The sequence below is a fragment of the Ureibacillus thermophilus genome, from assembly GCF_004331915.1.
In the GTDB taxonomy this organism is placed as follows: Bacteria; Bacillota; Bacilli; order Bacillales_A; family Planococcaceae; genus Ureibacillus; species Ureibacillus thermophilus.
Window position 1 is genome coordinate 289,006 of the sequence record NZ_CP036528.1, and the last position, 25,904, is coordinate 314,909.

Annotated in this window: 24 protein-coding genes, 1 other RNA gene and 1 riboswitch; of the genes, 9 read left to right on the top strand and 16 right to left on the bottom strand. The window is 38.6% G+C overall.

Annotation, left to right across the window (positions count from 1 at the left end; all coding sequences use genetic code 11):
• Nucleotides 1–532 precede the first annotated feature (532 nt).
• The 4 genes from DKZ56_RS01315 to DKZ56_RS01330 form a co-directional block, all read right to left on the bottom strand.
• Nucleotides 533–2,674, bottom strand: a complete 2,142-nt coding sequence (locus DKZ56_RS01315) for a HAMP domain-containing sensor histidine kinase (protein ID WP_208650932.1) — start codon at nucleotides 2,672–2,674, stop codon at nucleotides 533–535.
• A gap of 78 nt (nucleotides 2,675–2,752) precedes the next feature.
• Entirely contained in the window at nucleotides 2,753–2,908 is a 156-nt protein-coding gene (locus DKZ56_RS01320) for a hypothetical protein (RefSeq protein ID WP_208650933.1), read from the bottom strand.
• Nucleotides 2,886–3,578 carry a response regulator transcription factor gene (locus DKZ56_RS01325; protein ID WP_208650934.1) on the bottom strand — a complete coding sequence of 231 codons (693 nt, stop codon included), beginning with the start codon at nucleotides 3,576–3,578 and terminating at the stop codon, nucleotides 2,886–2,888. The genes DKZ56_RS01320 and DKZ56_RS01325 overlap by 23 nt, the downstream gene beginning before the upstream one ends.
• Nucleotides 3,579–3,697: 119 nt before the next feature.
• Nucleotides 3,698–4,588 (bottom strand): DMT family transporter, encoded by an 891-nt coding sequence (locus tag DKZ56_RS01330; RefSeq protein WP_208650935.1) that lies wholly within the window; start codon nucleotides 4,586–4,588, stop codon nucleotides 3,698–3,700.
• Nucleotides 4,589–4,766: 178 nt separating this feature from the next.
• On the opposite strand from DKZ56_RS01330, the gene DKZ56_RS01335 reads away from it, so the two are divergent.
• The gene (locus DKZ56_RS01335; RefSeq protein WP_208650936.1) at nucleotides 4,767–4,997 is read left to right on the top strand and encodes a MerR family transcriptional regulator; all 231 of its coding nucleotides are present in this window, start codon (nucleotides 4,767–4,769) and stop codon (nucleotides 4,995–4,997) included.
• A 120-nt stretch (nucleotides 4,998–5,117) separates the two neighbouring features.
• On the opposite strand, the gene DKZ56_RS01340 is transcribed toward DKZ56_RS01335, so the two are convergent.
• From DKZ56_RS01340 to DKZ56_RS01350, 3 genes are all read right to left on the bottom strand, one after another.
• Nucleotides 5,118–6,104: a homoserine dehydrogenase gene (locus DKZ56_RS01340; protein WP_208650937.1), complete on the bottom strand. Its 987-nt coding sequence runs from the start codon at nucleotides 6,102–6,104 to the stop codon at nucleotides 5,118–5,120.
• A gap of 293 nt (nucleotides 6,105–6,397) precedes the next feature.
• Complete coding sequence (locus DKZ56_RS01345) at nucleotides 6,398–6,787, bottom strand: hypothetical protein (RefSeq protein ID WP_208650938.1); 390 nt, start codon at nucleotides 6,785–6,787, stop codon at nucleotides 6,398–6,400.
• A 558-nt stretch (nucleotides 6,788–7,345) separates the two neighbouring features.
• Nucleotides 7,346–8,647, bottom strand: a complete 1,302-nt coding sequence (locus DKZ56_RS01350) for an O-acetylhomoserine aminocarboxypropyltransferase/cysteine synthase family protein (RefSeq protein WP_208650939.1) — start codon at nucleotides 8,645–8,647, stop codon at nucleotides 7,346–7,348.
• A gap of 109 nt (nucleotides 8,648–8,756) precedes the next feature.
• Nucleotides 8,757–8,860: riboswitch (SAM riboswitch) on the bottom strand.
• 420 nt (nucleotides 8,861–9,280) lie between these two features.
• Between DKZ56_RS01350 and nfsA the strand changes: the two genes are divergently transcribed.
• The gene (gene nfsA / locus DKZ56_RS01355; RefSeq protein ID WP_208650940.1) at nucleotides 9,281–10,018 is read left to right on the top strand and encodes an oxygen-insensitive NADPH nitroreductase; all 738 of its coding nucleotides are present in this window, start codon (nucleotides 9,281–9,283) and stop codon (nucleotides 10,016–10,018) included.
• Between the two features lie 543 nt (nucleotides 10,019–10,561).
• Nucleotides 10,562–10,984, top strand: a complete 423-nt coding sequence (locus DKZ56_RS01360) for a hypothetical protein (protein WP_208650941.1) — start codon at nucleotides 10,562–10,564, stop codon at nucleotides 10,982–10,984.
• Between the two features lie 202 nt (nucleotides 10,985–11,186).
• Here the strand turns inward: DKZ56_RS01360 and DKZ56_RS01365 are convergent, their stop codons facing one another.
• Nucleotides 11,187–12,881 (bottom strand): hypothetical protein, encoded by a 1,695-nt coding sequence (locus DKZ56_RS01365; RefSeq protein ID WP_208650942.1) that lies wholly within the window; start codon nucleotides 12,879–12,881, stop codon nucleotides 11,187–11,189.
• Between the two features lie 121 nt (nucleotides 12,882–13,002).
• On the opposite strand from DKZ56_RS01365, the gene pepT reads away from it, so the two are divergent.
• From pepT to DKZ56_RS01380, 3 genes are all read left to right on the top strand, one after another.
• Nucleotides 13,003–14,232, top strand: a complete 1,230-nt coding sequence (gene pepT / locus DKZ56_RS01370) for a peptidase T (RefSeq protein WP_208650943.1) — start codon at nucleotides 13,003–13,005, stop codon at nucleotides 14,230–14,232.
• Between the two features lie 175 nt (nucleotides 14,233–14,407).
• Nucleotides 14,408–15,115: a Fe-S oxidoreductase gene (locus tag DKZ56_RS01375; RefSeq protein ID WP_208650944.1), complete on the top strand. Its 708-nt coding sequence runs from the start codon at nucleotides 14,408–14,410 to the stop codon at nucleotides 15,113–15,115.
• A 162-nt stretch (nucleotides 15,116–15,277) separates the two neighbouring features.
• A complete protein-coding gene (locus DKZ56_RS01380) occupies nucleotides 15,278–16,162 on the top strand; it encodes a YitT family protein (protein ID WP_425471033.1) in 885 nt (294 codons plus the stop codon).
• 81 nt (nucleotides 16,163–16,243) lie between these two features.
• Here the strand turns inward: DKZ56_RS01380 and DKZ56_RS01385 are convergent, their stop codons facing one another.
• From DKZ56_RS01385 to DKZ56_RS01415, 7 genes are all read right to left on the bottom strand, one after another.
• Nucleotides 16,244–16,951 carry an N-acetyltransferase gene (locus DKZ56_RS01385; protein ID WP_208650945.1) on the bottom strand — a complete coding sequence of 236 codons (708 nt, stop codon included), beginning with the start codon at nucleotides 16,949–16,951 and terminating at the stop codon, nucleotides 16,244–16,246.
• A gap of 10 nt (nucleotides 16,952–16,961) precedes the next feature.
• Nucleotides 16,962–18,086, bottom strand: coding sequence for a mandelate racemase/muconate lactonizing enzyme family protein (locus DKZ56_RS01390; protein ID WP_208650946.1), 1,125 nt, complete (start codon nucleotides 18,084–18,086; stop codon nucleotides 16,962–16,964).
• The gene (locus tag DKZ56_RS01395; protein ID WP_208650947.1) at nucleotides 18,083–19,219 is read right to left on the bottom strand and encodes an amidohydrolase; all 1,137 of its coding nucleotides are present in this window, start codon (nucleotides 19,217–19,219) and stop codon (nucleotides 18,083–18,085) included. Before DKZ56_RS01395 ends, DKZ56_RS01390 begins: the two co-directional genes overlap by 4 nt.
• A 201-nt stretch (nucleotides 19,220–19,420) precedes the next feature.
• Nucleotides 19,421–21,424 carry a TRAP transporter permease gene (locus tag DKZ56_RS01400; RefSeq protein ID WP_208650948.1) on the bottom strand — a complete coding sequence of 668 codons (2,004 nt, stop codon included), beginning with the start codon at nucleotides 21,422–21,424 and terminating at the stop codon, nucleotides 19,421–19,423.
• Nucleotides 21,408–21,920, bottom strand: coding sequence for a DUF1850 domain-containing protein (locus tag DKZ56_RS01405; RefSeq protein WP_208650949.1), 513 nt, complete (start codon nucleotides 21,918–21,920; stop codon nucleotides 21,408–21,410). Before DKZ56_RS01405 ends, DKZ56_RS01400 begins: the two co-directional genes overlap by 17 nt.
• A gap of 72 nt (nucleotides 21,921–21,992) precedes the next feature.
• Entirely contained in the window at nucleotides 21,993–22,988 is a 996-nt protein-coding gene (locus DKZ56_RS01410) for a TAXI family TRAP transporter solute-binding subunit (protein WP_208650950.1), read from the bottom strand.
• Between the two features lie 288 nt (nucleotides 22,989–23,276).
• Nucleotides 23,277–23,837 (bottom strand): superoxide dismutase family protein, encoded by a 561-nt coding sequence (locus DKZ56_RS01415; protein ID WP_245989615.1) that lies wholly within the window; start codon nucleotides 23,835–23,837, stop codon nucleotides 23,277–23,279.
• Nucleotides 23,838–23,956: 119 nt separating this feature from the next.
• On the opposite strand from DKZ56_RS01415, the gene DKZ56_RS01420 reads away from it, so the two are divergent.
• On the top strand, nucleotides 23,957–24,133 hold the full coding sequence (locus tag DKZ56_RS01420) for a putative motility protein (RefSeq protein ID WP_208650952.1): 177 nt from the start codon (nucleotides 23,957–23,959) through the stop codon (nucleotides 24,131–24,133).
• 150 nt (nucleotides 24,134–24,283) lie between these two features.
• Here the strand turns inward: DKZ56_RS01420 and DKZ56_RS01425 are convergent, their stop codons facing one another.
• Nucleotides 24,284–24,724, bottom strand: coding sequence for a DUF2269 family protein (locus tag DKZ56_RS01425; protein WP_208650953.1), 441 nt, complete (start codon nucleotides 24,722–24,724; stop codon nucleotides 24,284–24,286).
• 139 nt (nucleotides 24,725–24,863) lie between these two features.
• Between DKZ56_RS01425 and DKZ56_RS01430 the strand changes: the two genes are divergently transcribed.
• Together DKZ56_RS01430 and ssrS are read left to right on the top strand one after the other, a co-directional pair.
• Nucleotides 24,864–25,517 (top strand): YfbR-like 5'-deoxynucleotidase, encoded by a 654-nt coding sequence (locus DKZ56_RS01430; protein WP_208652125.1) that lies wholly within the window; start codon nucleotides 24,864–24,866, stop codon nucleotides 25,515–25,517.
• Between the two features lie 131 nt (nucleotides 25,518–25,648).
• A non-coding RNA gene (ssrS, locus tag DKZ56_RS01435) (6S RNA) lies at nucleotides 25,649–25,839 on the top strand.
• The last annotated feature ends 65 nt before the right edge of the window (nucleotides 25,840–25,904 follow it).

The following is a 25,904-nucleotide window of genomic DNA, read 5'->3' on the forward strand; positions in this document are numbered from 1 at the left end:
GAAAGTGGAAAATGAAATGGGCATTGCCTTAATGGCCGTGAATTTACGAAAATACACGGCCAACAAAGATCAACTAACCAAAAACAATGGGGATAAATGATCGAGTAGGAGGGAGCGATTAACTCCCGTCCTCTCACACCACCGTACGTACGGTTCCGTATACGGCGGTTCAATTAAGATCATTGACGCAAGTTTTCATGTCACCACGGACACCCTTGCTCTTGGCTAACCTCTACTTCTGTCTTCGGGGTTCGGGACTTACACCCTATAGTTCATGTACATGCCGGGCGCACGAAAAAAGGAGAATTTGAGTTGGCTCAAATTCTCCTTTTTCCTATCTAGAAGCTAGTTTTGTCCCAGCCTCTTTTTTGATATGCTATTAAAAATTGATTTCCGTTCCAGCACAGTAGAAAGCGTCCCCTTCACTCCAATCAATTTTTAGTTATATCAATTTTTTATCAACACTCTTTCAGCTACCCCTATAATTTTTGGTTTATGTCCCAGCCTCTCTATCATTCCCGCAAAACTTGCATTACTCGGCTGACACTGTCACTACCACTTTAAATAAATCGCCATCCACACTAACTTCTAACTTCCCTTGATGCAGCTCTGCAATGGATTGGGCGATGGCTAGGCCTAAACCAGAACCTTCCGTATGTCTCGACTCATCTGCCCGCTTAAATCGTTCTGTTAATTCCTCAACATTATCGCCTAATTCATAATTCGCTATATTTTTTACTGAAAATTCAGCAGTAGGACCCACCTTTTTCAACGTCACATAAACTCTAGTGCCGCTCAGCGAATATTTCAAAGCATTGATAAGTAAATTATCAATCACCCGCCACCATTTTTGCCCGTCTACATAAGCGTAAATCGGATGATTAGGCAGGGCCACACGCAACTCTAAATTCGCTTTTTCAAAATCTTCTTTATGTTCGCCGATCGCCTGTTGCAACAATTGCGTTAAATTGATTCGCTCTTTTTTCAACTCCACATTTCCGCTCGACATTTTCGATACTTCAAACAAATCTTCAATCAGCGTTTTCAATCGTTGAGATTTATTTTCTAAAATCTCAATATACCGTTTCCGCTCTTCTTCGGTGATTTCCGGATTTTTCAATAAATCCGTGTAAGTAATAATGGAAGTTAGCGGCGTCCGCAAATCATGGCTCACATTTGTAATTAATTCCGTTTTCAAACGCTCGCTTTTTGCTTGTTCTGTTAAAGATTTCCGGATTCCTTCCTGCAATTCATTTAAGTTTTGAGCGTGTTTGGCTAGCGGCGATTTCCCTTTCACCTTTACCTCCGTCGTCAAACGTCCTTCAGCCATCTCTTTCGTTTGCTTCAAAATACGATTTAAATACCCTGCATTACTTAAAAAGATTATTATGGCTGGTAACGCAATAAAGATAAATAAAGGAGCATAGACGCTTACTGCTAAAGAAGGATATACGAAAATGACCGCTAAACCGAAACCAGCACAAAAAACGACAGTTAAAATAAATAAAGCTTGAAATCCAATCGAACGGTTTAAAAACAAATCTCGCAGCCCATCCGATAACCGATACAGAAAAGCATTTTTCCATTCTTCTTTCAATGTTTCGGTATGCTTCAATAATTCCCATAACCATATTGCCCCTAAAATGCTAATGGAGGCAAAAATGAAAAAGAATGCAAAATGATAAGCTAAATCAAAGATATACCGAATCCAATACTCATTTTGGGAGTAATAGGTGTTATAAACAATTAAATATCCTATATCCAAAATGAATTTATAAGCTATTAAAGCGGAAAACAGAGTAACTGCAAATCGCACATCCACTGGCAGTTTTAAAAAAGTTTCCTTTAGTCTGCTATTACTTAAAAAATGATTCAAAGAAGGCTTTGCAAAAGTCAACAACGCCACAATGGCCAACAAGGCTGTAGCCCAAATGCTATAAAGGCTTATTTTAGACAGCATGAATGCTCGATAATCCTTTTTAAAATAAGCCTTGTTCATCATCGATTTCGGAATGGTAATCTTTCCTTCAAAGCGGGACAATTTACCAGTTACTGGGATTTCGTGGCTCATTAATGTATCATTGTAATAATCCAGATGAATGGTTCTGGAACTATTTACAACTAAATAGCCATCCTTGCTTCCAAAATTTTCTGTAAACACCGCTTCGGCATCCACATCGCCCGACCGGAAAATTTCCCCCGTTTCCACATTTCGCAACTCATACGCAAAATATTTAAATTCATCGAAAAATATTTTTTCTTCTTCTTTTTTCGATGCTGCGTACTTATCGACCAGTTCCTCTTTTTGCTTGCGGACTTTTTTCGCTACATGCTCATTATCGCTAAAGTTTTTCTTAATATCCTCAATTTTTTGATCCCGTTCGGCAATCAACATCTTTTGCAATTCCGGATCATTGGCGGCCTGTTCAATTCGATCTTGATATTGATACTTAATGTTTTCCACCTGCTCCGTCAGGGACCCATAATAATTTCGATGGAATTCAATTTCCTCTTGCGACACTGTAATTTGCTTTTTTGCCTCTTCCGCATCAAATGGTTCCAAGACAAAAAAACCAATATCCTCTTTAAACCGCTCCAAATTTCCCTTAAACCCATCCGAATCGAAGTAAGATTTCCCGATAAATTGCGCTCCAAAATGGAATAATAAAAACATTGAAAATATAACCCATGTTATAAGAAAAAGAGAGAGGAGGGTTTTTAATTTATGGTTCATCAACATGTTCTCTCCTTCTCAAAACACATTTGTAAAAAAGGTCATGATGGTAGCCCATTCCCTTGCTAAAAAGAGCATCGTAAAACGAATAATTAAAATCATTCCTATAATTGAAGCAATCAAACTAATCCCCATCAAACTGTTTTCCAGCTTATTTCTCAATTTTGTATCCAATTCCCCACACAACCTTTAAATATCTTGGATTTTTCGGGTCTGCTTCAATTTTTTCGCGGATTTTCCGGATGTGTACCGGGACAATGTTTTCTGCGTTATAAGCCTCTTCATTCCAGACCCGTTCATAAATTTCCTGAATGGAAAAGACGCGTCCGGCATTCGTGAGCAAGAGTTCTATAATTTTATATTCAATCGGCGTCAACTTCACAATTTCTCCGTTGAGGCGCACTTCTTTTGCTTCCCGGTCAATGGATAAGCCGTCCACTTCAATTTTCGTATTCGTCATCCCATTGTATGTACCAAGCTGCGTATATCTTCTAAGTTGAGATTTCACTCGGGCCATCAGTTCCAATGGATGAAAAGGTTTTGTAATATAATCGTCCGCCCCGATGGATAGTCCGTGAATTTTATCTGTTTCTTCCGCTTTTGCACTGAGCATAATAATCGGAATATTGCGCTCCTCGCGAATTTTAAAGGTCGCTTGAATGCCGTCCAAATTCGGCATCATAATGTCCAGAATAATAAGATGCACTTCATGCTTGGAAAGAATTTCGAGCGCTTCTTTTCCATCTTTCGCCTTCAACACTTTATATCCTTCATTTTTTAAATAGATTTCGATGCCGTCACGAATGTCCTGATCATCGTCTGTGACTAGTACAGTTAAATCCACCCGTACCACCTCATCTCTTTTTCTTACAGTATTATCATAAAAGATGAATCTTAGAAAATGGTGAGGGAAAATCTTAAGAATTCCTTAAGAGAATGAAAAAACTACTTAAGGCAAACTCCTCAAGTAGTTTCCTCAGAAACCTCATTCTCCCTTGAAGCTTTTCTGCCTCCAATAGTTAGTACGATTATGCCTCCAAGTAGCAGCAACACGCCAACCCAACTCATCGGGCTTAAATATTCCCCTACAAAAAATACGCCAAGCATTGCGGCTGTTAAAGGCTCCGCTAAAGACAACGTCACCGCCGAAGAAGAGCTGATTTTTTCAAGGCCTGATAAATAAAATATATACGCTAAGCTCGTAGCAAAGAGCCCCATAAAAAGCATAGGCAAAAAATTTTGCCCTTCAAACACCCAAGTAACGCCATCTTGCGAAAAAGGCAATAAAAATAGGGCACATAAAATAAAAGTCATCGCCACACTCGGCAACGTCTCTTCCCTTTCTGTCAACTGTTTGCTGCAATTTGTATAAATGGCAAACATCATTCCGGCACATAGAGCAAGTAATATCCCTAGAGGATGGATTGTCGTTTCGCCTCGGCTAGCAAACAACAAAATACAACCTATAATGGCAAGAATCGTGGCAATTCCCCATACTCTCGTTGGACGACGCTTAAAAAACAGCCATTCAATACATCCTGAAAAGACGGGAGAACTGCCAATAGTCACGACTGTGCCTACTGCAACACCCGTAAAGCGAATGGACGTAAAAAATAAACATTGGAACAACGCGATGGCAAGTGCAGCCATAACTGTCCATTTCCACGACCATGTTTTCAAATGAATTTTCCGCATAAAGAGGACAGCAATGAGTAAAACTCCACCCCCAATCGCTGAACGCACACAGGCAACAGCGATGGGTGAAATCCCTTCCTGCAAAAAGGTTTGAGTTGTTCCTGTGGTGCCCCACAACACAGCTGCAAACAGCACAAAGATGTATGGCAGTATATTCATTGCACATCCTCCTGTTATATACATTTTACTGTAATGCTACCATATTTTTTCAAAAGGTGACATCGTTTTGAAAAACGATTTAAATTCTCGCCGCTTCCTATAATAATAATGTAAAATAAAAGTAAGAAATGACGGGTCGTTTATGCAGTAAAATCATAAATGAAAGGGCGGGTCAAAAATGTATAAAACTGTAAGCGAGACGGCAAAAGATATTTCCATGCCGGAAGAAATGGTCCTACGCTACATTTATGAAGGCCGCATTAAAGCAGTCCACGACGGCGAGCAGTTTCTCATCAACAGCGACCAATTTGAAACTTACCGTGAACAGCTAAAACTGTTAAAAGAAGAAATGGACCTTTGGCAAAATACCCCTATTCCTGAAGACATGGACGTAAAAGACGAAGATTAATAGACGAATCAATAAAAAGATCATCCACCCCAGATGGGAGATGGATGATCTTTTTTTGCCCACCAAAATTAAAATGCTTCTTGAAAGAAGCGGCGAGAAGCATTTCAAGAAGCATCTTTTTTATATGGTTACAACAAAACCTGCACGTTTGCCAATAATTTCAGCATAATCTTCCACCATCACGCTGGCCGTTGGATACATTCCTGCCCCTGGGCCGATTAACGTTAAAGTGCCAATATAGTTTGTTTCCATTGTAACAGCATTAAATACATCGTCAATTGGATATAGAGGATGTTCTTTGCTGACAAGCATTGGCCCCACTTGGGCAAAAATTGTACCATCCGGCAATTTTTCCACCTCAGCCACGTGACGATACCTGAGCCCTTTTTCTTTTGCTTCTTTTACTTGTTCTGGAGTAATGCCGTCGATACCAACAACTTTTACATCCGCCCAGTTTGGCTGCTCGCCAAAAGCTAAAGCTGATAAAACCATGAGCTTTTTAAATGCATCTTGGCCAGAAATATCCATATACGGATCCGCTTCTGCATATCCTAGGGCTTGCGCTTCTTTTAACGCCTCATCAAAAGACCAGCCTTCCGCACGCATCTTTGTCAAAATGTAGTTGGATGTGCCGTTTAAAATTCCTTGAATTCTTGTGACATCATTAACTAACAAAATATTTTTCATAGTCTTAATGACAGGCACTCCACCTGCTACAGTCGCTTCATAACCGACAAAGACGCCGTTTTGTTTGGCAAGTTCTTGCAGCTCAAGCCCGTATTTTGCAAACATCACTTTATTTGCTGTAATAACATGGCATTTATTCATAACCGCTTTTTTCAAATATGTGTATGCAGGCTCTTCACCTACAATGGCTTCAAAAACTACTTGCAATCCCTTAACAGATAAGCAATCATCAATGCTATCAGTCAACAGATGACGCGTTCCTGGAACTCGCTCTTTTGATGTATCACGAACTAATATTTTTGCAACTTCTAATTCTACCCCTAATTTTTTCCGTAAATCTTCCCTTTTTTCGTTCAATATATGGTAAATGCCTTGACCGACTGTGCCAAATCCTAAAATGGCCGCCTTGATTGTTGCCATTTTCTTTCGCCTCCATCTTTCTTTCAATTGAAATTTTTGTTAATAAGCAAGCGAGTGCAAAATCTTTATATTACACAAACACTCAATTTGTAGTGTTTAAAAAATAATAAAATTCTATATTTTTTGAAACATACAGAAATTTTAACGTATATACAAAAGAAACTCAAGGGGATTCTACCCAAGATGGACAATTGTTTTCTGTGGAAAGGCATACAACTATTATAATATAGCAAATGAATTCAATTTTGAAATAAAAATAGCCAGTACGAACATTGTACTGACCAGTCATTTCTTTATGATGCCTGTTTGAATAATACATGCCGATATTGATTTAAAATTTTTCTCATTAATTTCTCCTCTTCTTTAGAAAAGGCAGGCACTGCATAAGGTCTAAGGATTAATTGGAACTCTCCATATTTTAAATACCACTCATTTGCCGGCTTTGAAATATGCTGTTCTCCAAATTCTTTATAAGCTTCATAAACTTCTTTTACAACATAATCATGAGTTAACATGGAATACGATTCTTCTCTATAAGGATTCGATCCAAAAACATTTTCCCAGCATCTTTTAACAACTTCAAGCAAATGCTGCAATGCCTTTGCGTTCACAAAAGTGTTTGTTTCATTTAATTCATATATAATATAAGCCGCAAAATTTTGAGCGCTATAGACCTTGCTCATTGAACCAGCTCCTTTATTAATTAAAGAGGGAAAGCCTTTCATCAGGCTTTCCATTTATTTTAGGGGGGATCTCAATACGATGGAATCTAATCATCCTCTTATTATTAATATATATCATTTAATCACTAATTTCAAGTATCCTAATTAATTTACTTGGTTTTATTTTAAAAAGGGGATGGGTTATAAAAAAACAATCATTACTGCTAAATGACGGGTCAGCAATTAGAATAAGAAAGCATGTGAATTGTACTCGAATGGGAATACAATTCACACATTATAAATGTTTTGTGAACAACCAAATAAATCCGTGAAGAGGCGTCTCCATGCTGCGAATGGGCAGCTTGTATTTACTTTATTCATCCATTGCGAATGGGCAATGGTTGCGGCAAACCGTTTTCTTTTAAATCTGCTGCAAATGAGCAGCTATTTCATAACTAAATTTTACTTGCTGCAAATGGGCAGCCGGGAATATTATATCCGCTCAAATGAGAACGGGAAGCACTTGAAAAAACTCCGATTCTATATATTTAACAAAGAGAGGGGCTTTGTAATCCACTTTTACGCGTTTTTCACGCCGAATTCAGCTGCTGCTTTGGCTAAAGCTTGATCTAAATCTGCAATGATATCGTCCACATTTTCTAAACCGATGGATAAGCGGATAAGCTCTTCTCCTACACCGGCAATTTTCAATTCTTCAGCAGTTAATTGTTGGTGAGTAGTGGAAGCTGGATGAATAATCAAGGATCTTGCATCTCCAACGTTTGCAACGTGAGAGAACAATTTTACATTGTCAATAACAACGCTTCCTGCTTCACGGCCACCTTTAATACCGAATGTCACCATAGAACCATAACCGTTTTTCAAATATTTTTTCGCTAAATGGTGAGATTCGAATGATTCATCTCCTGGATAATTCACGTATTCCACATATGGGTGGTTTTTCAAAAATGCCACTACTTTTTCTGCATTTTCACTGTGTCTTGGATAGCGGAGGTGAAGAGTTTCCAATCCTTGAAGGAAACTGAATGCCGCATCCGGTCCTAAAGTTGGGCCAAGATCGCGCAATAATTGGACGCGCATTTTTGTTGCAAAAGCTGCACCGGCTGTATCGATGCCGTAACGAATGCCATGATATGTGTGGTCAGGCTCTGTGAAACCAGGGAATCGACCTTGTGTCCAGTCGAATTTTCCTGCATCTACCACAACGCCACCGATTGTTGTACCGTGGCCGCCAATCCATTTTGTTGCTGAATGGATAACAACATCTGCTCCAAAATCAATTGGATTGCATCCATATGGAGATGGGAACGTATTGTCGATGATTAATGGAATGCCATGTTCATGGGCAATTGCTGCTACTGCTTCAATATCTAAAATATTTAAGCTAGGATTTCCTACTACTTCTGCATAGATTGCTTTTGTTTTGTCCGTAATTGCTTTGCGGAAGTTTTCCGGATCTCTTTCATCTACAAATGTTGTTGTAATGCCCCAACGAGGTAATGTGTTAGCAAATAAGTTATATGTTCCGCCATACAATGATCCAGCAGAGACAATTTCATCTCCCGCATTGGCGATATTTAAAATGGAGAAGGCAACTGCCGCCTGACCGGAAGATAGAGCAACAGCTGCAGAGCCCCCTTCTAGCAAGGCAACACGCTTTTCAAACACATCGACTGTCGGGTTCATGATGCGGGAATAAATGTTTCCGGCTTCTTCAAGGGCAAATAATTTTCGTGCATGTTCTGTGTTTTTGAAGGCATAAGCCGTCGTGCGATAAATCGGAACGGCAATTGCACCTGTTACTGGATCAGGTTGTTGACCACCGTGAAGTAATAGCGTTTCTGGTTTGAATTCGGACATGATATTTCCTCCTAAACATAAATTTGATGGAAGGTTTCGAGAAGGCATGGAAGATAAAACAAAAACCCTCTTCATATAAGAAGAGGGCTTTGTACACGTACATTTCCTCCTCTTATCTTTCAGACAAACGTCTGTAGGATTTAGCACCTTTGCAATTTCTTGCAGGTTGCCGGGCATCTTTGGGCCTAGTCCCTCCGCCTCTCTTGATAAGAGTATGATTGATTTTCCATCGTTGGATTAACTATAAAACATAGTATCCCACTCTGTCAACCACTTTTTGAAAATTTTAAAACTTCTTTATTTTTTTGAGTATAATAGAACAAAATTGATTTTTCCATAAATGAAGAGAAAAAAATGTTCATTCCCCCCCAAAATATCTTCTTGTAAAGACTGTGCCGAAAAAGCGATTCTCTTCATTTTCCTCTGTAATATGCCTTCACAACAAAAGATTTCATCCAATTCGGAATGCCGATGATAAACCGAGCCTACCTTCTTGTCCTATTATGAATGGATAGGCGTTCTTTAATTCAAATTTTTGTCATTGGCTAAAAAGTATAATATGATACCTTTAGGAAGAGAAACATCGCTTTAAAGAGCGATCTTCAACTTAACCAGTACATAAAAGGGGTGTAAATGTTGAACGTAAAAGAATTATTGCGTAGTCATACATCTGTACGCAAATATACAGGAGAAGAAATACCAAAAGAAAAAATTATTGATCTAATTCAAACGGCACAAATGGCTGCTTCTTCCCATTTTGTACAAGCCTATAGTGTAATTTTGGTGACAGATGAAGAAAAGAAACAAAAACTCGGAGAACTTTCCAAAAATGAATTTCAATTTCAAACAGCCGGGGCTGCTTTGTTATTCTGTGTCGACTTTAAACGATTAGAAGTAGCTGGGAAAAAACACGGTGTCGATATTACAGTGGATACGGCGGAAAATGTCTTAGTGGGTGTTGCGGATGTGGCGATTTTTGCGCAAAACTTTGTCGTTGCGGCAGAATCTGAAGGCTACGGCATTTGTTATATCGGCGGCGCAAGAAACAATCCAAAAGAAATCAGCGAATTATTTAACCTTCCAGAACACGTCTTCCCGCTCTTTGCAATGACAATCGGGAAACCAACAAAACGAAATGAAACAAAACCAAGACTCCCAGTGGAAGCCGTATTGCATGAAAATGAATATGATGCTGAAAAATATGATGAGCTTTTAGATAAATACGATGCGATTATGGAAAACTATTATGCATCCAGAAGCTCCAATCAAAAAGTATCCAATTGGACGAAGCAAATGGCGGATTTCCTCAGTGAACAACGCCGTCCATTCATCAAAGAATTTTTAGCGTCCAAAGGATTCACTTGGAAATAATCATAAAGAGGCTGGGACATAAACCAAAAATTATAGGGGTAGCTGAAAGAGTTTTGATAAAAAATTGAACTAACGAAAAATTGATTGGAGTGACGGGGCGAGCTCCTGTCGCGCACGCTTAGTCGCAAAGCAAAGCTTTCCTGCGACGAGCCCTCTCGAGACCACGAGGAGCGAAGGAATGACTCAGAGGAGGCTAGCCGGGCCCCGCGGAAAGCGTTCCCGGAACGGAAATCAATTTTTAATAACATATCAAAAAAACATCATTTTCTCTTTGGAGAAAGTGATGTTTTTTTAGATTTGTCAAAACTCTTTATTTTTTCTCTTAAACTTCTATAATGCCCAATCCAATAAAACTAAAAATGTATAAAGATAAATAATAAGGTCTACAGCTATCTCCATTATAGAACTATTTTCACATTTAAACTGATTAAATATTCCTATTTCGCTCCTTAATCCTTTTTTTCAAACATCTGGCATATTAAAATAAAATAAATTGGTCAGTTTTTCCAAATTAATCATGATGCCGCGAAGGGAAGAGAAATGATGAGACAACATAAACAAGTCGCTTTATCCCTCGAACGCCAACATCTTAAACATATAAGAAGTTATTACCGGACAATTGCTGAAATTAACCTATGCTTAGGAAATATCCATCGAAGCATTGAACATAAAATTGATAAGCAAAAATACCAGTATGCTACAGAATATGTGAATCAATATATTTCCTACACAACCGTTTGGAATATCAAATTTGTATATAATCTGGAGAATCCTGAAGTAGCACTCCTTCAACTGTTCCATTTAGAATATATATTCGAACATGAACCAAAAAATCGTTTTACCATGGAACGCAAGCAATTACAAGAACAAAAGAAGCAATTCTCAAAAGTCAATCCCTACAAAGAAGAACAAATGCAGTCAAGAAAACAAGAAATGCTCAATTATATTAAGCAGCGTTCAGAGTAATCTTCCAAAATGATCAACAATTAAAGGGGCGTCTGAAAAGTTGAGACGTCCCCTTTGCGGCTTTAGCTAGAGTTTTTGCCGCAGATAAATTGCGACGAGGAGGCGCGTTTTGTAACCACCGCAGGGAAAGTTTTTAAGAGAATATTACTATAAGAAGTAAGGCTGTTTCCGAAAGTGTTCGACTTTCTGGACAGCCCTTTCTTTATAAACCGATATTGACGACTCCTTCAATTTTCAACGCCTTTACCGGCAAGAAGATTTCACCCGTTTCTAAATAACGGATCACTACTTGATCCCCTTCTTGCAGGTAGATGGAGAGCGGCTCATTTTGTGAACTTACCACAAAGTTTTGTCCGTTATTGAGCAAGAAGGAAACAAGAGTATAATCACCAACCCGTTCTTTATATACGCGGAGAACCACTCCAGCAACAGTTTTCTCCTCGGCGTTGCTTGAACCTTCCACCGAACTTGCTCCTCGGGATAAAGCCGTTTTATATTGCCTTAACGCCTCATTTGGAGTTGAACCATAAACGGAAATTTCCGGATTGGCTGCAGAGACGATAAAGTAATTTTGCAGAAAGCCGTTGGAATCAAGAACCGGTGCAAGCCAGCTCGCTTCTCCATAGAAATTGTAAAGGATTGGCATAGCTCCATGCCATTGTTTTTCAATAAACTTCTTCTCAATAATATCTAAAGCCCCTTGGGAATCCATATACGATTCTTCTAAATTTCCTGTGTAATACACCGCTTTTCCTGTCCGCGCATGAGTTAATGAATAGCCAAGCATGGAATCTACGCCTTCTTTCGGGCTTGTGAAATCCGTAAAGTAATACATTTCCCCATCTTGGTTAAAGACCGGGCTCACATTGGCCTCCGTTCCTTCATCGGAAGGCAGCTTCACATCTTTTTTACCAAAGACGCTATTCCAGAAGCCATGGACATATTTACCGAAATAGCTGTTTTGCAGGCTCACTGCTTCAGGTGAAACAGCCCCGTCAATAAATTCAGGCACTTCCTCTAAAGGAATTTTCTCCATCGCCCCTGAATAAGCATCCACCATCACAATTCCTTTCACATCAAACCCATTCCGTGCTGAAATAAATTCACCGTAAGAACGGATATAATAAGGCGTCCCATCATCATCCACCTCCATCTGAGGCTCACCGTAGAAAATGAGCGTCGGATATTCGAGACGAATATGCCGTTCTAAATTTTTATTAAAAAATGCTGAAGGCACGTAAACCATTTCCTTTGCAACAAAGACCGGATTATCATTGGCATCCGTTGCGCTCATCTTAAAATAGCCAGGCGTTGTTTTACCATTCAACCATTTAAAAAATCCAGCAAACTCAACGGGAGCGATATAAACATACTTCCCGTTCACCTTTTGTATTTGCAAATTGCCAAGTTCATAAAAACTCGTATTTGGCACTTGGCCAAAAGCTTTTTTCATTTTATTTTCGGCAAATTGCGGGGGAACGCTGGCAGGAGTTTTCGTTTCATCAAACGGTTCAATTTCCACTTTTTCTTCCATTTTTGCAGATTCGTACTTTTCCTCAGCGTTAAAAATTGGTGCAATCAACAAATAAAAAAGTCCAATGAAACTAGCAATGAACAATAACCCTTTTACTTTTTGTTCCGCTCCCCTTGAAGCAAGAACACCCAATAGCAAAATCACCGGCCATGCATAGAGGGCGATTGTCCACTGCACATCGATTTTTGTAAAGTAGACCATTAAAAAATAAAGCAGCCAGCTGGCGATGAATACCAATATGAAAGCCTGCAAAATTTGTTTAAAGGTCAATACATTATCTTTCGGCAATCTTCTCGTCAACGGCACAATAAGAACCGCAGTGATAAGGGAAAAAATAAGCGTCGATAGAATGAGTTGGGACATCACTTTCACCTTCCTTTCTCTATTCTACGAAAGAAGATTGAAAATAGTTTCAATCTTTTTTCTCATCAAAAAATAGGAAAAATGATACAATGAGGACAATAAGGTTGAAGGAGGCAACATCATGAAAGAAAAAGTGATTGAACGATTGGTCCGCTATGCAAAAATTGATACCCAGTCTAATCCGGAAAGCTCTACAACCCCTTCTACGGAAAAACAATGGGATTTATTGAATGTATTAAAAGAGGAACTTGCAGAAATCGGATTGACAGAAATTACGTTAGATGAAAACGGATATTTATTTGCTACATTGCCAGCCAATACAGAAAAGGAAGTGCCAACTATTGGCTTTTTGGCCCATGTCGATACTTCCCCTGATTTTTCCGGTGCAAATGTACAACCGAAGCGAATTGACAATTATGATGGTGGAGATATTCAACTGAATGATGGCATCGTCTTATCTCCTAGCCAATTCCCTAATTTAAAAAATTACGTGGGACAAACATTGATTACAACAGACGGCACGACTTTGCTTGGGGCGGATGATAAAGCAGGAATTGCGGAAATTATGACTGCCATGGAATATTTAGTCGAGCACCCTGAAATTAAGCATGGAAAAATTCGTGTCGCCTTTACCCCTGACGAAGAAATCGGTCGCGGACCACATAAGTTTGATGTACAAGCCTTTGGTGCAGATTTTGCCTACACAATGGATGGAGGCCCTCTTGGTGAATTGCAATACGAAAGTTTCAATGCGGCTTATGCAAAAGTAACGACTCGCGGCATCAGCGTTCATCCTGGCTCGGCCAAAGGAAAAATGGTCAATGCCATCACGATGGCCATTAAATTCCATAACTTTATGCCGCAAAATGCCGTTCCTGAAAAAACGGAAGGGTATGAAGGATTTATCCATTTAATGAACTTTAATGGAACTATCGAGGAAGCAACTCTATCTTACATTATCCGAGACCATGACCGTGAAAAATTCGAAGCGAAAAAAGACTATTTCCGCCTAGTGGAACAACGGATTAAGGAAGAGTACGGCGAAGATGCCATTACCGTTGAATTGGAAGACCAATATTACAATATGCGTGAAAAAATTGAGCCGGTGAAAGAAATTGTCGATATCGCGAAACAAGCCATGGAAAATTTAAATATCAAGCCGATCATTGAACCGGTTCGGGGAGGAACAGACGGCTCCCAACTCTCCTATATGGGGCTGCCGACGCCGAACATTTTTGCTGGAGGCGAAAATATGCACGGCAAATTTGAATTCGTATCCGCCGAAACGATGGAGCTCGCTGCAAAAGTCATTATTGAAATCGTCCAACTCTTTGAAGCCAAAGGAAAATAGTCAAAGTAAAAAGATTCTCATTTTCCCTTTTACGAAAATGAGGATCTTTTTTATAAACCATACAGACCATTCTTTAAAATTCTCACATATAAGCCCAAGCGTTTTGTCTTTTCCTTTAAACAGAAAAAATATGTTATATTAAAATGCAGAGCTTATAGAACTTAGAGGTGATACAATGCCAGCCTTGACTTATGAACAGCTTGTCTTTTTAAATTCCTACAGCATCTTTACAGAAGAACCAAGAACGCCTTTATTCACATTGGAAAATATACATAAAGAATTTTTTCTGCCAGATTTTTTAAAGCTCATGATGGAAATTACTCAAGCTGGAACAGAGGCGGCAGCCATTTCCCACTTTTGTCGCCGCTACGGAATGTTTGTGGCTAGTCAATTTTATTTTCTCGCGGCTTACAATATCATGTGGGACGGAAAATTAGAAGACGTACGCTACTTTCATGTGCATGAATATGGCATGGATACCCTTGGCACTTACATTACGCCAACAGACTTTCGCTATGTAGAAGATAAAGAACGGGAATATGTCATTTCTAAAATTCTTTATCAAGCCCATCAAATTATTATGCAACTCAGGGAAACGACAACCATTTCCCCATTGACGCTTTGGGAAAACATTTTCGGCTATATGTTGTGGAATTATTATGAATTACTGCAAAATCCTTTGCTTGCTGATCGGGCCTTTGAAGATATTGAAATTCTGGAAGACACAAAAGTATGGCAGCGTTTCTCCAATAAGTCATGGTTTTATCAATATACAAACGGAAAAAGCCCTATGGACCTTATCAATAAACCTGTCAGAAAAAGCTGCTGCTTCTCAAAAGACATCCCAGGTCTTGAAGCCTGCACTTTTTGTCCAATGAAATAGCCATAGAAAGATTTCCAAACTGATAAGACCGGTTTGGAAATTTTTTTCTTATAATTTTTTCTAAATTTATTAAAAATTTATTAACGTTCTAAAGTGCAAGAGCTTTTAATTTTTGGTAAAATAAAAAAGCATTCTGTGGGGAAAGGATTGGAGCCAATACATATGAGTGAAATGAACGGAGTATATGAAAACCATGAACCAATGTTTTTAAGCAGAATCTCAAGTATTATATTTATTATAATCGGCGCATTTATTGCTGCTTACGGACTAGAAGCAGTATTAATTCCTAACAGCGTCTCGGACGGTGGTATAACCGGTATTTCCATTATGTTGTCCACACTTACTCCTCTTCCATTAGGTCTTTTCTTAGCAATTTTAAACATCCCATTTATTTTTTTAGGCTACAAATTAGTCGGAAAAACCTTTGCAATTAACTCCATTATAGGAATCGCTACTTTATCAATTGCTACATCTTTAATGCATCATATACCAACGATTATCAATGGCGATTCTTTATTAGTCACAATTTCAGGCGGTATCCTGCTTGGTATTGGCATGGGTTTAGCTTTGCGCAATGGCGGCGCGTTAGACGGCACAGATATGTTAGCGGTATTAATCAGCAGAAAAGTCCCTTTTTCAACCGGTGAAATCATCTTAGTCATCAATGTATTTATCTTTATTTTTGTCGGTTTTGTATTTGGTATTGAAGGGGCCCTTTCTTCAGCAATCGCTTACTACATTGCTTCAAAAGTCATCAGCATCATTGAAACAGGTCTTGAAGATGCAAAATCTGTTACGATCATTAGCAAAAATTCAAGAGAAATCGGCCAAGCCATTATCAATCGTCTTGGACGAAGCGTCACTTATATTGAAGGAGTCGGCGGATATACGAATGAGCCTGTAGAAATGATTTACTGCGTCATCAACCGCATGGAAGAAAGTAAATTAAGAACGATTGTCCGTCAAAAAGATCCAAATGCATTCGTTACCATTAGCGATATTGCAGAAGTTCGCGGCGGCAGTTTCAAGAAAAGAAATATCCACTAATTTCATAGAAAAACAACAAGTCTTTTGCGGCTTGGTGTTTTTTCTTTTTGGCACATTCATTCCCACTGAAAAAGACTTGGATTACTCCAAGCCTTTCTCCAATGCTTTCTTAAATTCAACAAACCACTTATTGCCTTGCTCTTTGATTGCAATGCCCACATATCCATTATGTAGCAGATTTTTTTGCCCTTCGATATCTCCCATGGAAATCCATACAGACTCTTTCTCAAGCTGCAATTCTTTATGCAAAGGTTTGGCGAAAATATAGCGCAACTTCCCGCCATATTTTTCTTTCAAAGCAGCAATATACATACCTTGATAAAACTTATCCTTCATGCTCGGTATATTATAAGGCATCACGGTTGCCAGCACATAGTCAAATCGGGATGTATCAATTTTCTTCATAATAATTTGGGCCATTTTTTTCTGAAGCCCATATCCTCGAAAATCCGGATGGACATTTGAAATTTCCTGGTACAGAACCCGCTTCAAATCCGCCTCGTCCACAAGCCCAATATCTTTCCCGAGACCTTGGTCATCCAATTCAGGGATTAAAAGCGCCCGAAAAGCGATTAGCTGCTCGTCAACAAAAACTCCTATCATCAACCCATTGCCCTGTAAAATATACTGAAATTCCTCAATCGTAAGAGGTTGCAGCGTTTCTTGATTGGGGAGCGAATTAACGACAGCTTGCTGGAGAGCCAAAATTTGAGGCAAATCACTCATTTTCAATTTTTTTACATAATAAACAATATCCTTTAAAACGCCTTTTTCAATTATTTCGCACATGATAGCCACCTTATAGTTTTGATTCAACGATGCAAGAAGCAATTGTTAATGAAGATAAAACATCTTCATCAACTTGCACGCCTAAACCTGGCTTGTCAGAAAGTTCAATATAAGGGATTTTATATGATTCCTTTAAATCGCCAATATCCGTTTTAAATTTAAGAGGACCCGTCAATTCGACACTTTTAATGATTTTTTTCGAAAAAGCTACATGAAAACCGGCTGCTGATGCAATGGAGGATTCAACCATGGAACCGATTTGGCACTCAATGCCGGCCATTTCCGCCATTGTCGCCAGTTTCGCCGCTGGATAAATGCCCCCGCATTTCATCAACTTAATGTTGACTTTATCTGCCGCCTTTTTCGCTATAATTTCCCTCATATCACGGAAGCTGCAAAGTCCTTCATCTATCATAAGCGGAATTCTGGATTTTGATTTCACTTCCATCATTCCATCAATATCATCTGCAAGGACTGGCTGTTCAACCCAATCAATACCAAGGGATTCTAAATACCGCAATGCTTTTAACGTATTAGAGCTATTGACCCATCCTTGGTTGACATCCACACGAATGGCAATATGCTCTCCAACGCGCTGTCTGACGGCTTTTATTCTTTCGACATCTCTTTCTACTTCCGTACCGACTTTCATCTTAAAGGAACGATATCCTTCTTGTACTTTTTCTTGTGCTTCATCTGCCATTTTATCAGGTTCATCGATGCTTAAAACGTGAGTGATTGGGAACTTTTTGTGAAATCTTCCGCCAATCAATTGATAAACAGGAACTCCCAGCTTTTTTCCGACCAAGTCGAAACATGCGATATCGATCGCTGCTTTCGCACTTGGGGAGCCTTTCACGATTCGATCCATTTTTTCATGAATCGCTTCAAAATGACACGGATTTTCATTCAACATAGCAGGTGCAAGGGAATGTTTGAGTACATGAAAAGTGGATTCAAATGTTTCCCCTGTTACGTGTTCATCCGGTACGCTTTCCCCCCATCCAACCAAACCATCATCCGTTGTCAGCTTCACAATAATGGAAGGCATTTTCGGATAAGTACCGTAACTAACAATAAATGGTTTTACTAATGGGAAATGTACAGCTAAAATTTCAATTCTCTTGATGTTCATTGAATACTACTTCCTTCTATATTATACTCTGTTGCATTAAGTAATGTTTTCGCTAATACTTTGGCGCCGATAATCAGCGCATCTTTATTGAACGTCATATAAGGGTGATGAAGGCCCGGCTTCAAATCTGCACCGATGCCAATCATCGTTGCTTTCAATTCCGGTTTGGATACGGTATAAAAATGAAAATCATCGCTTCCTGGCGTTTGCACCGGAGCGGCTAGAAAACCTTCGCCCACTGTTTCTTTAATGGCTTTTGCGGCGATTTCCATTGCTTCTTTGGACACTTCTGCGCCCGGCGTTTTATCGTACCAATCCCAAACAATTTCCGTTTCGAACATTTTGCTGATATGACGAAGACCGTGTTCTACATGAAGTTGAATGGCGTCAATCACCCGATTTTTTTGCGCCCGAATGTCGATTGAAAAGGTCGCATTACCCGGAATGATGTTGACACTGCCGCCGTCTGCCACGACTTTTGTCAATTTCGCACTATGAGGTTCAAAAGGACTGATATAAATATTTTTCAACATTTGCTGAATGGCAAAGATAACGTCAATGGCATTTTTCCCTTGATGCGGCCTTGCTCCGTGGGCATCAACACCGCGCACTTCCCCTTGCAAAAACAAGGCTGCACCATGATGCACAGCTGGCGACACTTTGCCAAAAGGCAGTTCTTCAATCGGTCTTAAATGAATGCCAAAGAGATAGGACACATCATCAACGATTCCGCGCTTCACCATTTCAATGGCCCCTCCCCCAACTTCTTCAGCTGGTTGGAAGATGAAACGAATCCGTTTCTTTAAAGGGTAATCTTTAATTCTTAGTAAAGCACCTAACACCATGGATATATTGGCATCGTGGCCACAGGAATGATTCGCTCTCATCTCTCCGTCCACTTCTTGCCAAAGGGCATCGATATCTGCCCTTACCGCAATCACTTCATCCCCTTTGCCAATTTCCGCCACAAGCCCTGTCATATCCGTAAAACGCTTGTACGGAACTTTTAACTCATCTAGTATAGCGGCAATTTTATTTGTCGTTTGATACTCTTTCCAACTTACTTCTGGACAACTATGAAAAAGATCAAACCAACTAAAGATGACCTCTTCATAGGTTTTAACATGACCCATTTTTTCGCACCTCGATACTTTTGCTTACTCTATTATACATAAAGTCACCATATTTATTAATTGCTTTTGCCCACACCTTAACAAATACTCCACACATGCAATAATCATTCAAAGGTTTTCACATTTCTTTACCTATATCATCGTCTCTTCCTTTTTTGATTTTAAAAAAAATCCGCCTCCCATAGAGACGGATATAAACCATTAACCCAAAGTTGTTTTTATTTTATTGTTCCCTTTACTTTTTGTAAACATTTGAATGGCAAACATGATGCCAAAGATGATTAATCCTGCAATATCTGAGAAGGATTCTGGATATATCATTAAAAGCCCAGCGATAATCAAAATAATTCTTTCAAGCCAATTGATTTTTCTGTACCAATATCCAATAACTCCTGCACCAATTGCAATCATGCCCATGAATGCAGTAAATACTACCCAAATAACTTCTAACAATGCTACATCAATCATTAACAATGCTGGGGAGAACACAATCATATATGGAATAATAAATGCAGCAATAGCTAATTTTGCGGAGTTTACCCCTGTTCTTATTGGATCTCCGCCAGAAATTCCGGATGCTGCAAAGGCTGCCAACGCAACTGGCGGTGTAATATCCGCGATGATACCGAAGTAGAATACAAAGAAATGGGCGGATAATAACACAACTACTGGAATCGCTGCTTGAGGAACATCTGGTGCAAGCAATGTAACAATCGCAGGTGCTGCAATTGTGGAAGTAATTACGTAGTTAGCTGTTGTTGGAGACCCCATCCCTAAAATAAGGGAAGCAATCATTACAAAGAATAACGTTAATAAGATATTTCCTCCAGCTAATTCTACTAAACTGTTGGCCAAGCTTAAACCAAGTCCCGTTTTTACAACAACCCCTACAATAATTCCTGCACATGCAGTAGCTGCCACTACAGCCAATGCCGTTCTTGCTCCATCCACAAGTGCTTCAATAATGTCTTTTACTCCAAATTTCACATCTTTGTTGATAAAACCAATGATGATGCAAGATAAAATGCCATATAATGCTGCATGAATAACCGGAACTCCTATCATCATGAGCACAATAATTAATAGAATTGGAATAAGCAAATATAATTTTTTGAAAACCTCTTTCAGATTTGGCAGCTCATCTTCAGATAAACCGCGAAGCCCTAATTTTTTGGCTTCAAAGTGTGTCATAATCCAAATTCCAGAGAAATATAAAAGGGCTGGTATAATGGCTGCCTTTGCAATATCCCAATATGTGATGCCTCGACCGATAAATTCAACCATCAAGAATGCGGCTGCTCCCATAATAGGAGGCATTATCTGACCACCTGTTGAAGCGGCTGCTTCTACGGCACCAGCAAATTCCTTTTTATATCCCAATTTCTTCATCATTGGAATAGTATAAGAGCCGGAAGTTACTACATTGGCAACAGAACTACCTGAAATAGTACCTTGCAAGGCGGATGAGAAAATGGCTACTTTTGCCGGTCCGCCAACTAATTTCCCCGCAATGGCAACGGCCAAATCGTTAAAATAGGAACCTACCCCTGTTTTTACTAGAAACGCTCCAAATAACAGGAAAGCAAAAATATAAGTAGCTGATACACTAATTGGCGTACCCAAAATACCATCTGTTGAGAAATACATTAGGTTGACAATTTGTTCAAGAGATTGCCCCCGGTGAGCCAAAAAGTCCGGCATATAAGGGCCAAAAAATGCATATACTAGGAATAGTGCTGCAATGATGGTAATTGGAAGGCCAACTGCTCTTCTTGCAGCCTCTAATACAAGTAAAATCACAATTGCCCCAACGATAAAATCTGTTTGATTAATTTGACCTAAACTCGTTACAAGCCTTTCATAATTGAGTGTCCAATATATTCCTGTAATCGCGGCAATAATCGCTAATAGATAGTCATAAAAAGGAACTTTTGTTTTCGGTCCTTTCTTGCGTATAGGATATAAAAGAAATATAATGGTTAAACCAAATCCTAAATGGATACTGCGTTGCAAGTAGGCTGTAAATTGGCCAAAAATCGCTGTATATAGTTGAAATAGAGAAAAAGCTAGCAGCAGACCAAAAACAATCCATTTTACTACTCCACTGACTTTTCTTACATTGGATTCGGTGTCATACTTTTCTAACAATTCTTGCTTCTGTTCTTCCGTCAGCATTTCTAGTTGGTTATCAGTAGTCGTATTCATATGCAAGTCGCACTCCTTTCAATTTTTCATAAAAGGAAACTTTTTTGACTTCAATTACATAAGAACTTCCACGTTGAAGCGTTTTTTTCAAATTATATTCCTTACCCCCATAATTTAAATACAAATCCATATTGATATCTCCAACGTAGAGGACAAAGTTTTCCACTATTTTATTTGTATAAAGCTTATATTTTCCATCCTCATACGTTAATTTTTCCCCTTCTTCTGCATGAGCTGGCATGCCAATTGCCACATCTTCATATTCCATCGAAATCATTTTTATCTTCCCATCCGTTGCTTCATAGGTTTCTAAAACGTCTGTTCGGTGAATGGAATGAGTAAAACGAATTTGAAAGGTTTGATCTTTTCCCATATTTACGTAATACATATGCGGATCATTTGTTCTTGTTTCAGTGAAGGAAATAACAGGAAAAAGAGGAGGGAAGAAGAAAAAGATCAATACCGCTATCACTAGAACAACTACATTTTTTTTCATGTTACCGCTCCATGCATAAAGGGCCTGAAGAAGCATTAGCCTTCAAGCCCTTCACTTTGCTAAAATCCATCATTATTCTTCAAAATATTTTTTCGCACCAGGATGCACATCAATACCGATGCCGTCTAAAGCAGTTTCTTTCTTAATGTATTCCGCTTTAGCATGTCCAATTTTGTCTGTATTTTCGTAGATTGCTTTTGCAATACCGTATGCAACATCTTCAGGCAAATCTTTTTTCACTGCAAGCATTGCAAGTACGGAAACAGTTGGCACATCTTCCGCTAAGCCATATGTACCAGCTGGAATCACATCTTCTTTGTAATATGGATATTTTTCAATTAATGCTTTTGCTTTTTCAGGATCTACAGGAACAATCACTACATCTGCTTGTGCGCTTAATGCTTCTACAGCAGCAGTTGGATATCCTGCAGTAATGAAGGCTGCATCAATTTGTCCAGCTTGTAAACCGTCTACAGATTCACCGAAGTCTAAGTTTTGTGGTTGGATGTCATTCATTGTTAAACCATGTACTTCTAACAATTGTTCAGCGTTTGCATAAGTACCTGAACCTGGAGCACCAACAGAAACTTTTTTACCTTTTAAATCATCAAAAGATTTAATACCTGATTTTGATGTTGTTACAAGTTGAACTGTTTCTGGATAAAGGGCGCCAATTGCCACTAAATCATCCATTGGTTCACCGTCAAACATTAAAAGACCGTTTTTCGCATAATATGCAATATCTGTTTGCACGAAAGCGATTTCAGCGTCTCCTGCTTTTAAAGCATTAACGTTTGCAGCAGATGCTTGTGAAACTTCCGCAGTTGTTTTAATGCCAGTTTCATTTGAAATTAAATCCGCAAATGTACCACCTAGTGCATAGTAAGTACCTTGTGTACCACCAGTTACCAAACTTAAGAATTTGATGTCTGATGATGATGTATTTTTATCCCCTTCTGTTGAACTTTCGCTTGTGCTGGAATCTTCATCTTTTCCCCCACATGCTGCTAAAAGCATCACCATCATAATGCTAAGCACTGTCAGAAACAGAAACTTTTTGCTTTTCATATAAAATCCCCTCCTCTTTGTTTACAACACTCAATTGTGTATTAATACAGTTCAATTGTAACTATTATTATTTGCTCATGTCAAATCTTTTTTATAGAATAATAGAGTTTTAGTAAGTATATATTATTATCTAAACAGAATTTTTGTTGTAACACCAATGATTCTAGCGATTGCATCATTGTTATAGTACATTTGAAGTTTTAATTTTCTAAATACTATTACTATTTAAAATTATATTCAAAAAATAAAAATAGGTTGTCACTCTCTTAGAGCAACAACCTAGAAATTTTATTTGGACTCTATTACACCGCAAGCAATACGCACGCCGGAATTGCCAGATGGATCGGTTTTGTAATCATCCGAAACTTCATGCAAAATGACAGCACTGCCATCTTCATCAAACAATGAATGTTCTTTTCCTTTTTCTAAAGTAATATGCTTGGCTATAAATTCCACATCGACAACGCCGCTTTCGTCCGCCTTCACATTAGGCAAATCTCCTGCATGGAAGCCCTTTGGATTTTCAAAACCATGCTCTTTTCCTCCAGGATTAAAATGGGCTCCAGCAGATTCAAACGTCGGCTTTTCACACTTTCCGACTTCATGAATGTGAAAACCATGCTCCCCTTCCGGCACATTTTCCAATTTCACATGGATTCGAACACCTTCTTTTGATTCGGTAAATTTCACAATCCCCAATTCCTTACCTTCTGTATCAATCATTGTTGCTTGTGCAGTTAAAGCGGCTTGTGCTTTTGTTGATATTTGTTCAGAATTGTCATTTGTTGCTCCCAAAAAACCGCAGCCCCCTAAAAGAAGCAGGTTGAATGGTAAACTATAACAAATCATTTTTTTCACATAGCTTCCCTCCTTCGAAAAAAGTTTCGACAAGGGATTGGATAAATATTCAAAAACCGGTGGGAAACTTGAAAAACTTTCCGATATTATTCGAAAGGAGGGATTTTTTTATGGATATCAATTCAATCATGTCAAGCCAACTTGCCTCATTACAACAAACAGTCCAATTGAGCATTTTAGACAGAGCGCTCAATTTAGGAGCCGCGGGTGTAGTAGAGATGTTGGAACAACCTCAGCCTGAAGCAAATCATCCATATAAAGGAAATATTATTGATGTTTCGGTATAAACAATAAAAAAGCGAACGGGAAAACAGTGCGTTTTCTCCATTCGCTTTTTTCATATATTGCCCTTCGTCAGTACACACCTTTATCATACTATAAATAGTACCGTTTTTTGTAGTTTATCATATGTATAATATTACAATCTTTTGATTCGCCTACCAGAACATCGGCTTTGAAACCATTAACCATAGCATAATGAGCAATAGAAAAATATATTTCCATGTAGCTTTCCGCAATTTTGAAATAAATTCTTCTTTTTTAAACGCATTTGTTCCAAAAGTATTTAAAGTCGGTTTAAAAGCTCTCGCCAAAAACACAATCGATAAAAACATAATAGCCAAAGTAAGCACAATCCACGAATCCTTCCATGTCCATCCGGAAATCATGACAAGAATCGCTCCGGAGACTACAAGAATGTGGCCAGCATGTTTTACCACCGTAATCGCAAGTTGAAACGACTTCACAAATCCGACCATCTCTTTTTCATCAGCTGTTTCCATTTTCTTTGTGATGGGAATTAAAGTTACTAAAGGTCCTATCGAAATCACTGCGCTTAAAATATGGATATATAAAAAAACGGTATGCAACAAGTTCATCACTTCCATTCCTTTATGCTACTCTTAGTATAACATGTATTTAAAATACTTTTTATTTGAGATTTCGTGACAATTCATTTGTTTAAAAGAAAACTCTTTGGATAAAATAGTGTGTATATTTCATCAATACATGATAGGAGTGTTGACAATCGGAATTCATAGATTTTTTACAAGTTTAAATGATTTGGAACGAATTTTTCGAGCGCCTGGACGTTTTAAATTTGAAGAACATAATGTGGCCGCCCATTCATGGAAAGTTGCCCAATACGCATTGTTTTTCGGAACTTTGGAAGAACTGCACGGGGCTAAAGTAAATTGGAAATCACTTTATGAAAAAACCATCAACCATGACTTTGCCGAAGTGTTTATCGGCGATATTAAAACACCGGTAAAACATGCCAGCGAAGAGTTGAAACAAATGCTTGCCCATGTGGAAGAAAAAATGATGGAAAAATTTATAAAAGAAGAGATTCCACCAGAATTCCAGGAAATCTTCTTTCAGCGAATGAAGGAAGGAAAAGATGGAACATTGGAAGGAAGGCTCCTTGAGTTTGCCGATAAGCTTGACCAATTTTATGAGTCCTTCGCTGAATTAAAGCGAGGCAATAAGGATAAAGAATTTATCATCATGTATCAGCAAGCATTATCCAAACTTCTTCAAATGCCTTTAAAGGTGAGCGTCAATTATTTCCGAAATGAAATTTTAAAAGACGTCATGAAAGAAGACACTCAAATTGACGTCGCAAAATTGACTAATGAAATATTGGACAAAATAAAGCCTCAAAATGAATAAACCGTTCTATCGAAATTGAGGCTTTATTTTTGTTTACAAAAAAATCCTTTAGCTGTTTTCACCTTAAATAATTGACTTTTTCTTGAGAAGATACTTACTTGCGTGAAATTACATATTCCATTACTATTACAATAAAGCTGCGTTGTACGTAGAATATTAAGTTTTAACCTTTGAACTGTAAAAGGGAGTTTTAGATCGAAGGTGGAATGGCGGGCGTCACACTGCGGTGAATGACGATAGACAGGAAACCTTCTGCGAACACCCACCTGGTGGAGTCGTGGTTTTAAAACTTTCTATAATATTACGGCAAGGCGGCTTATTTATCACAAACATGATGTTTGTAAAATGGCTCTCCGTTCAGGAGGGCTTTTTATTTTGAAGAAGCGG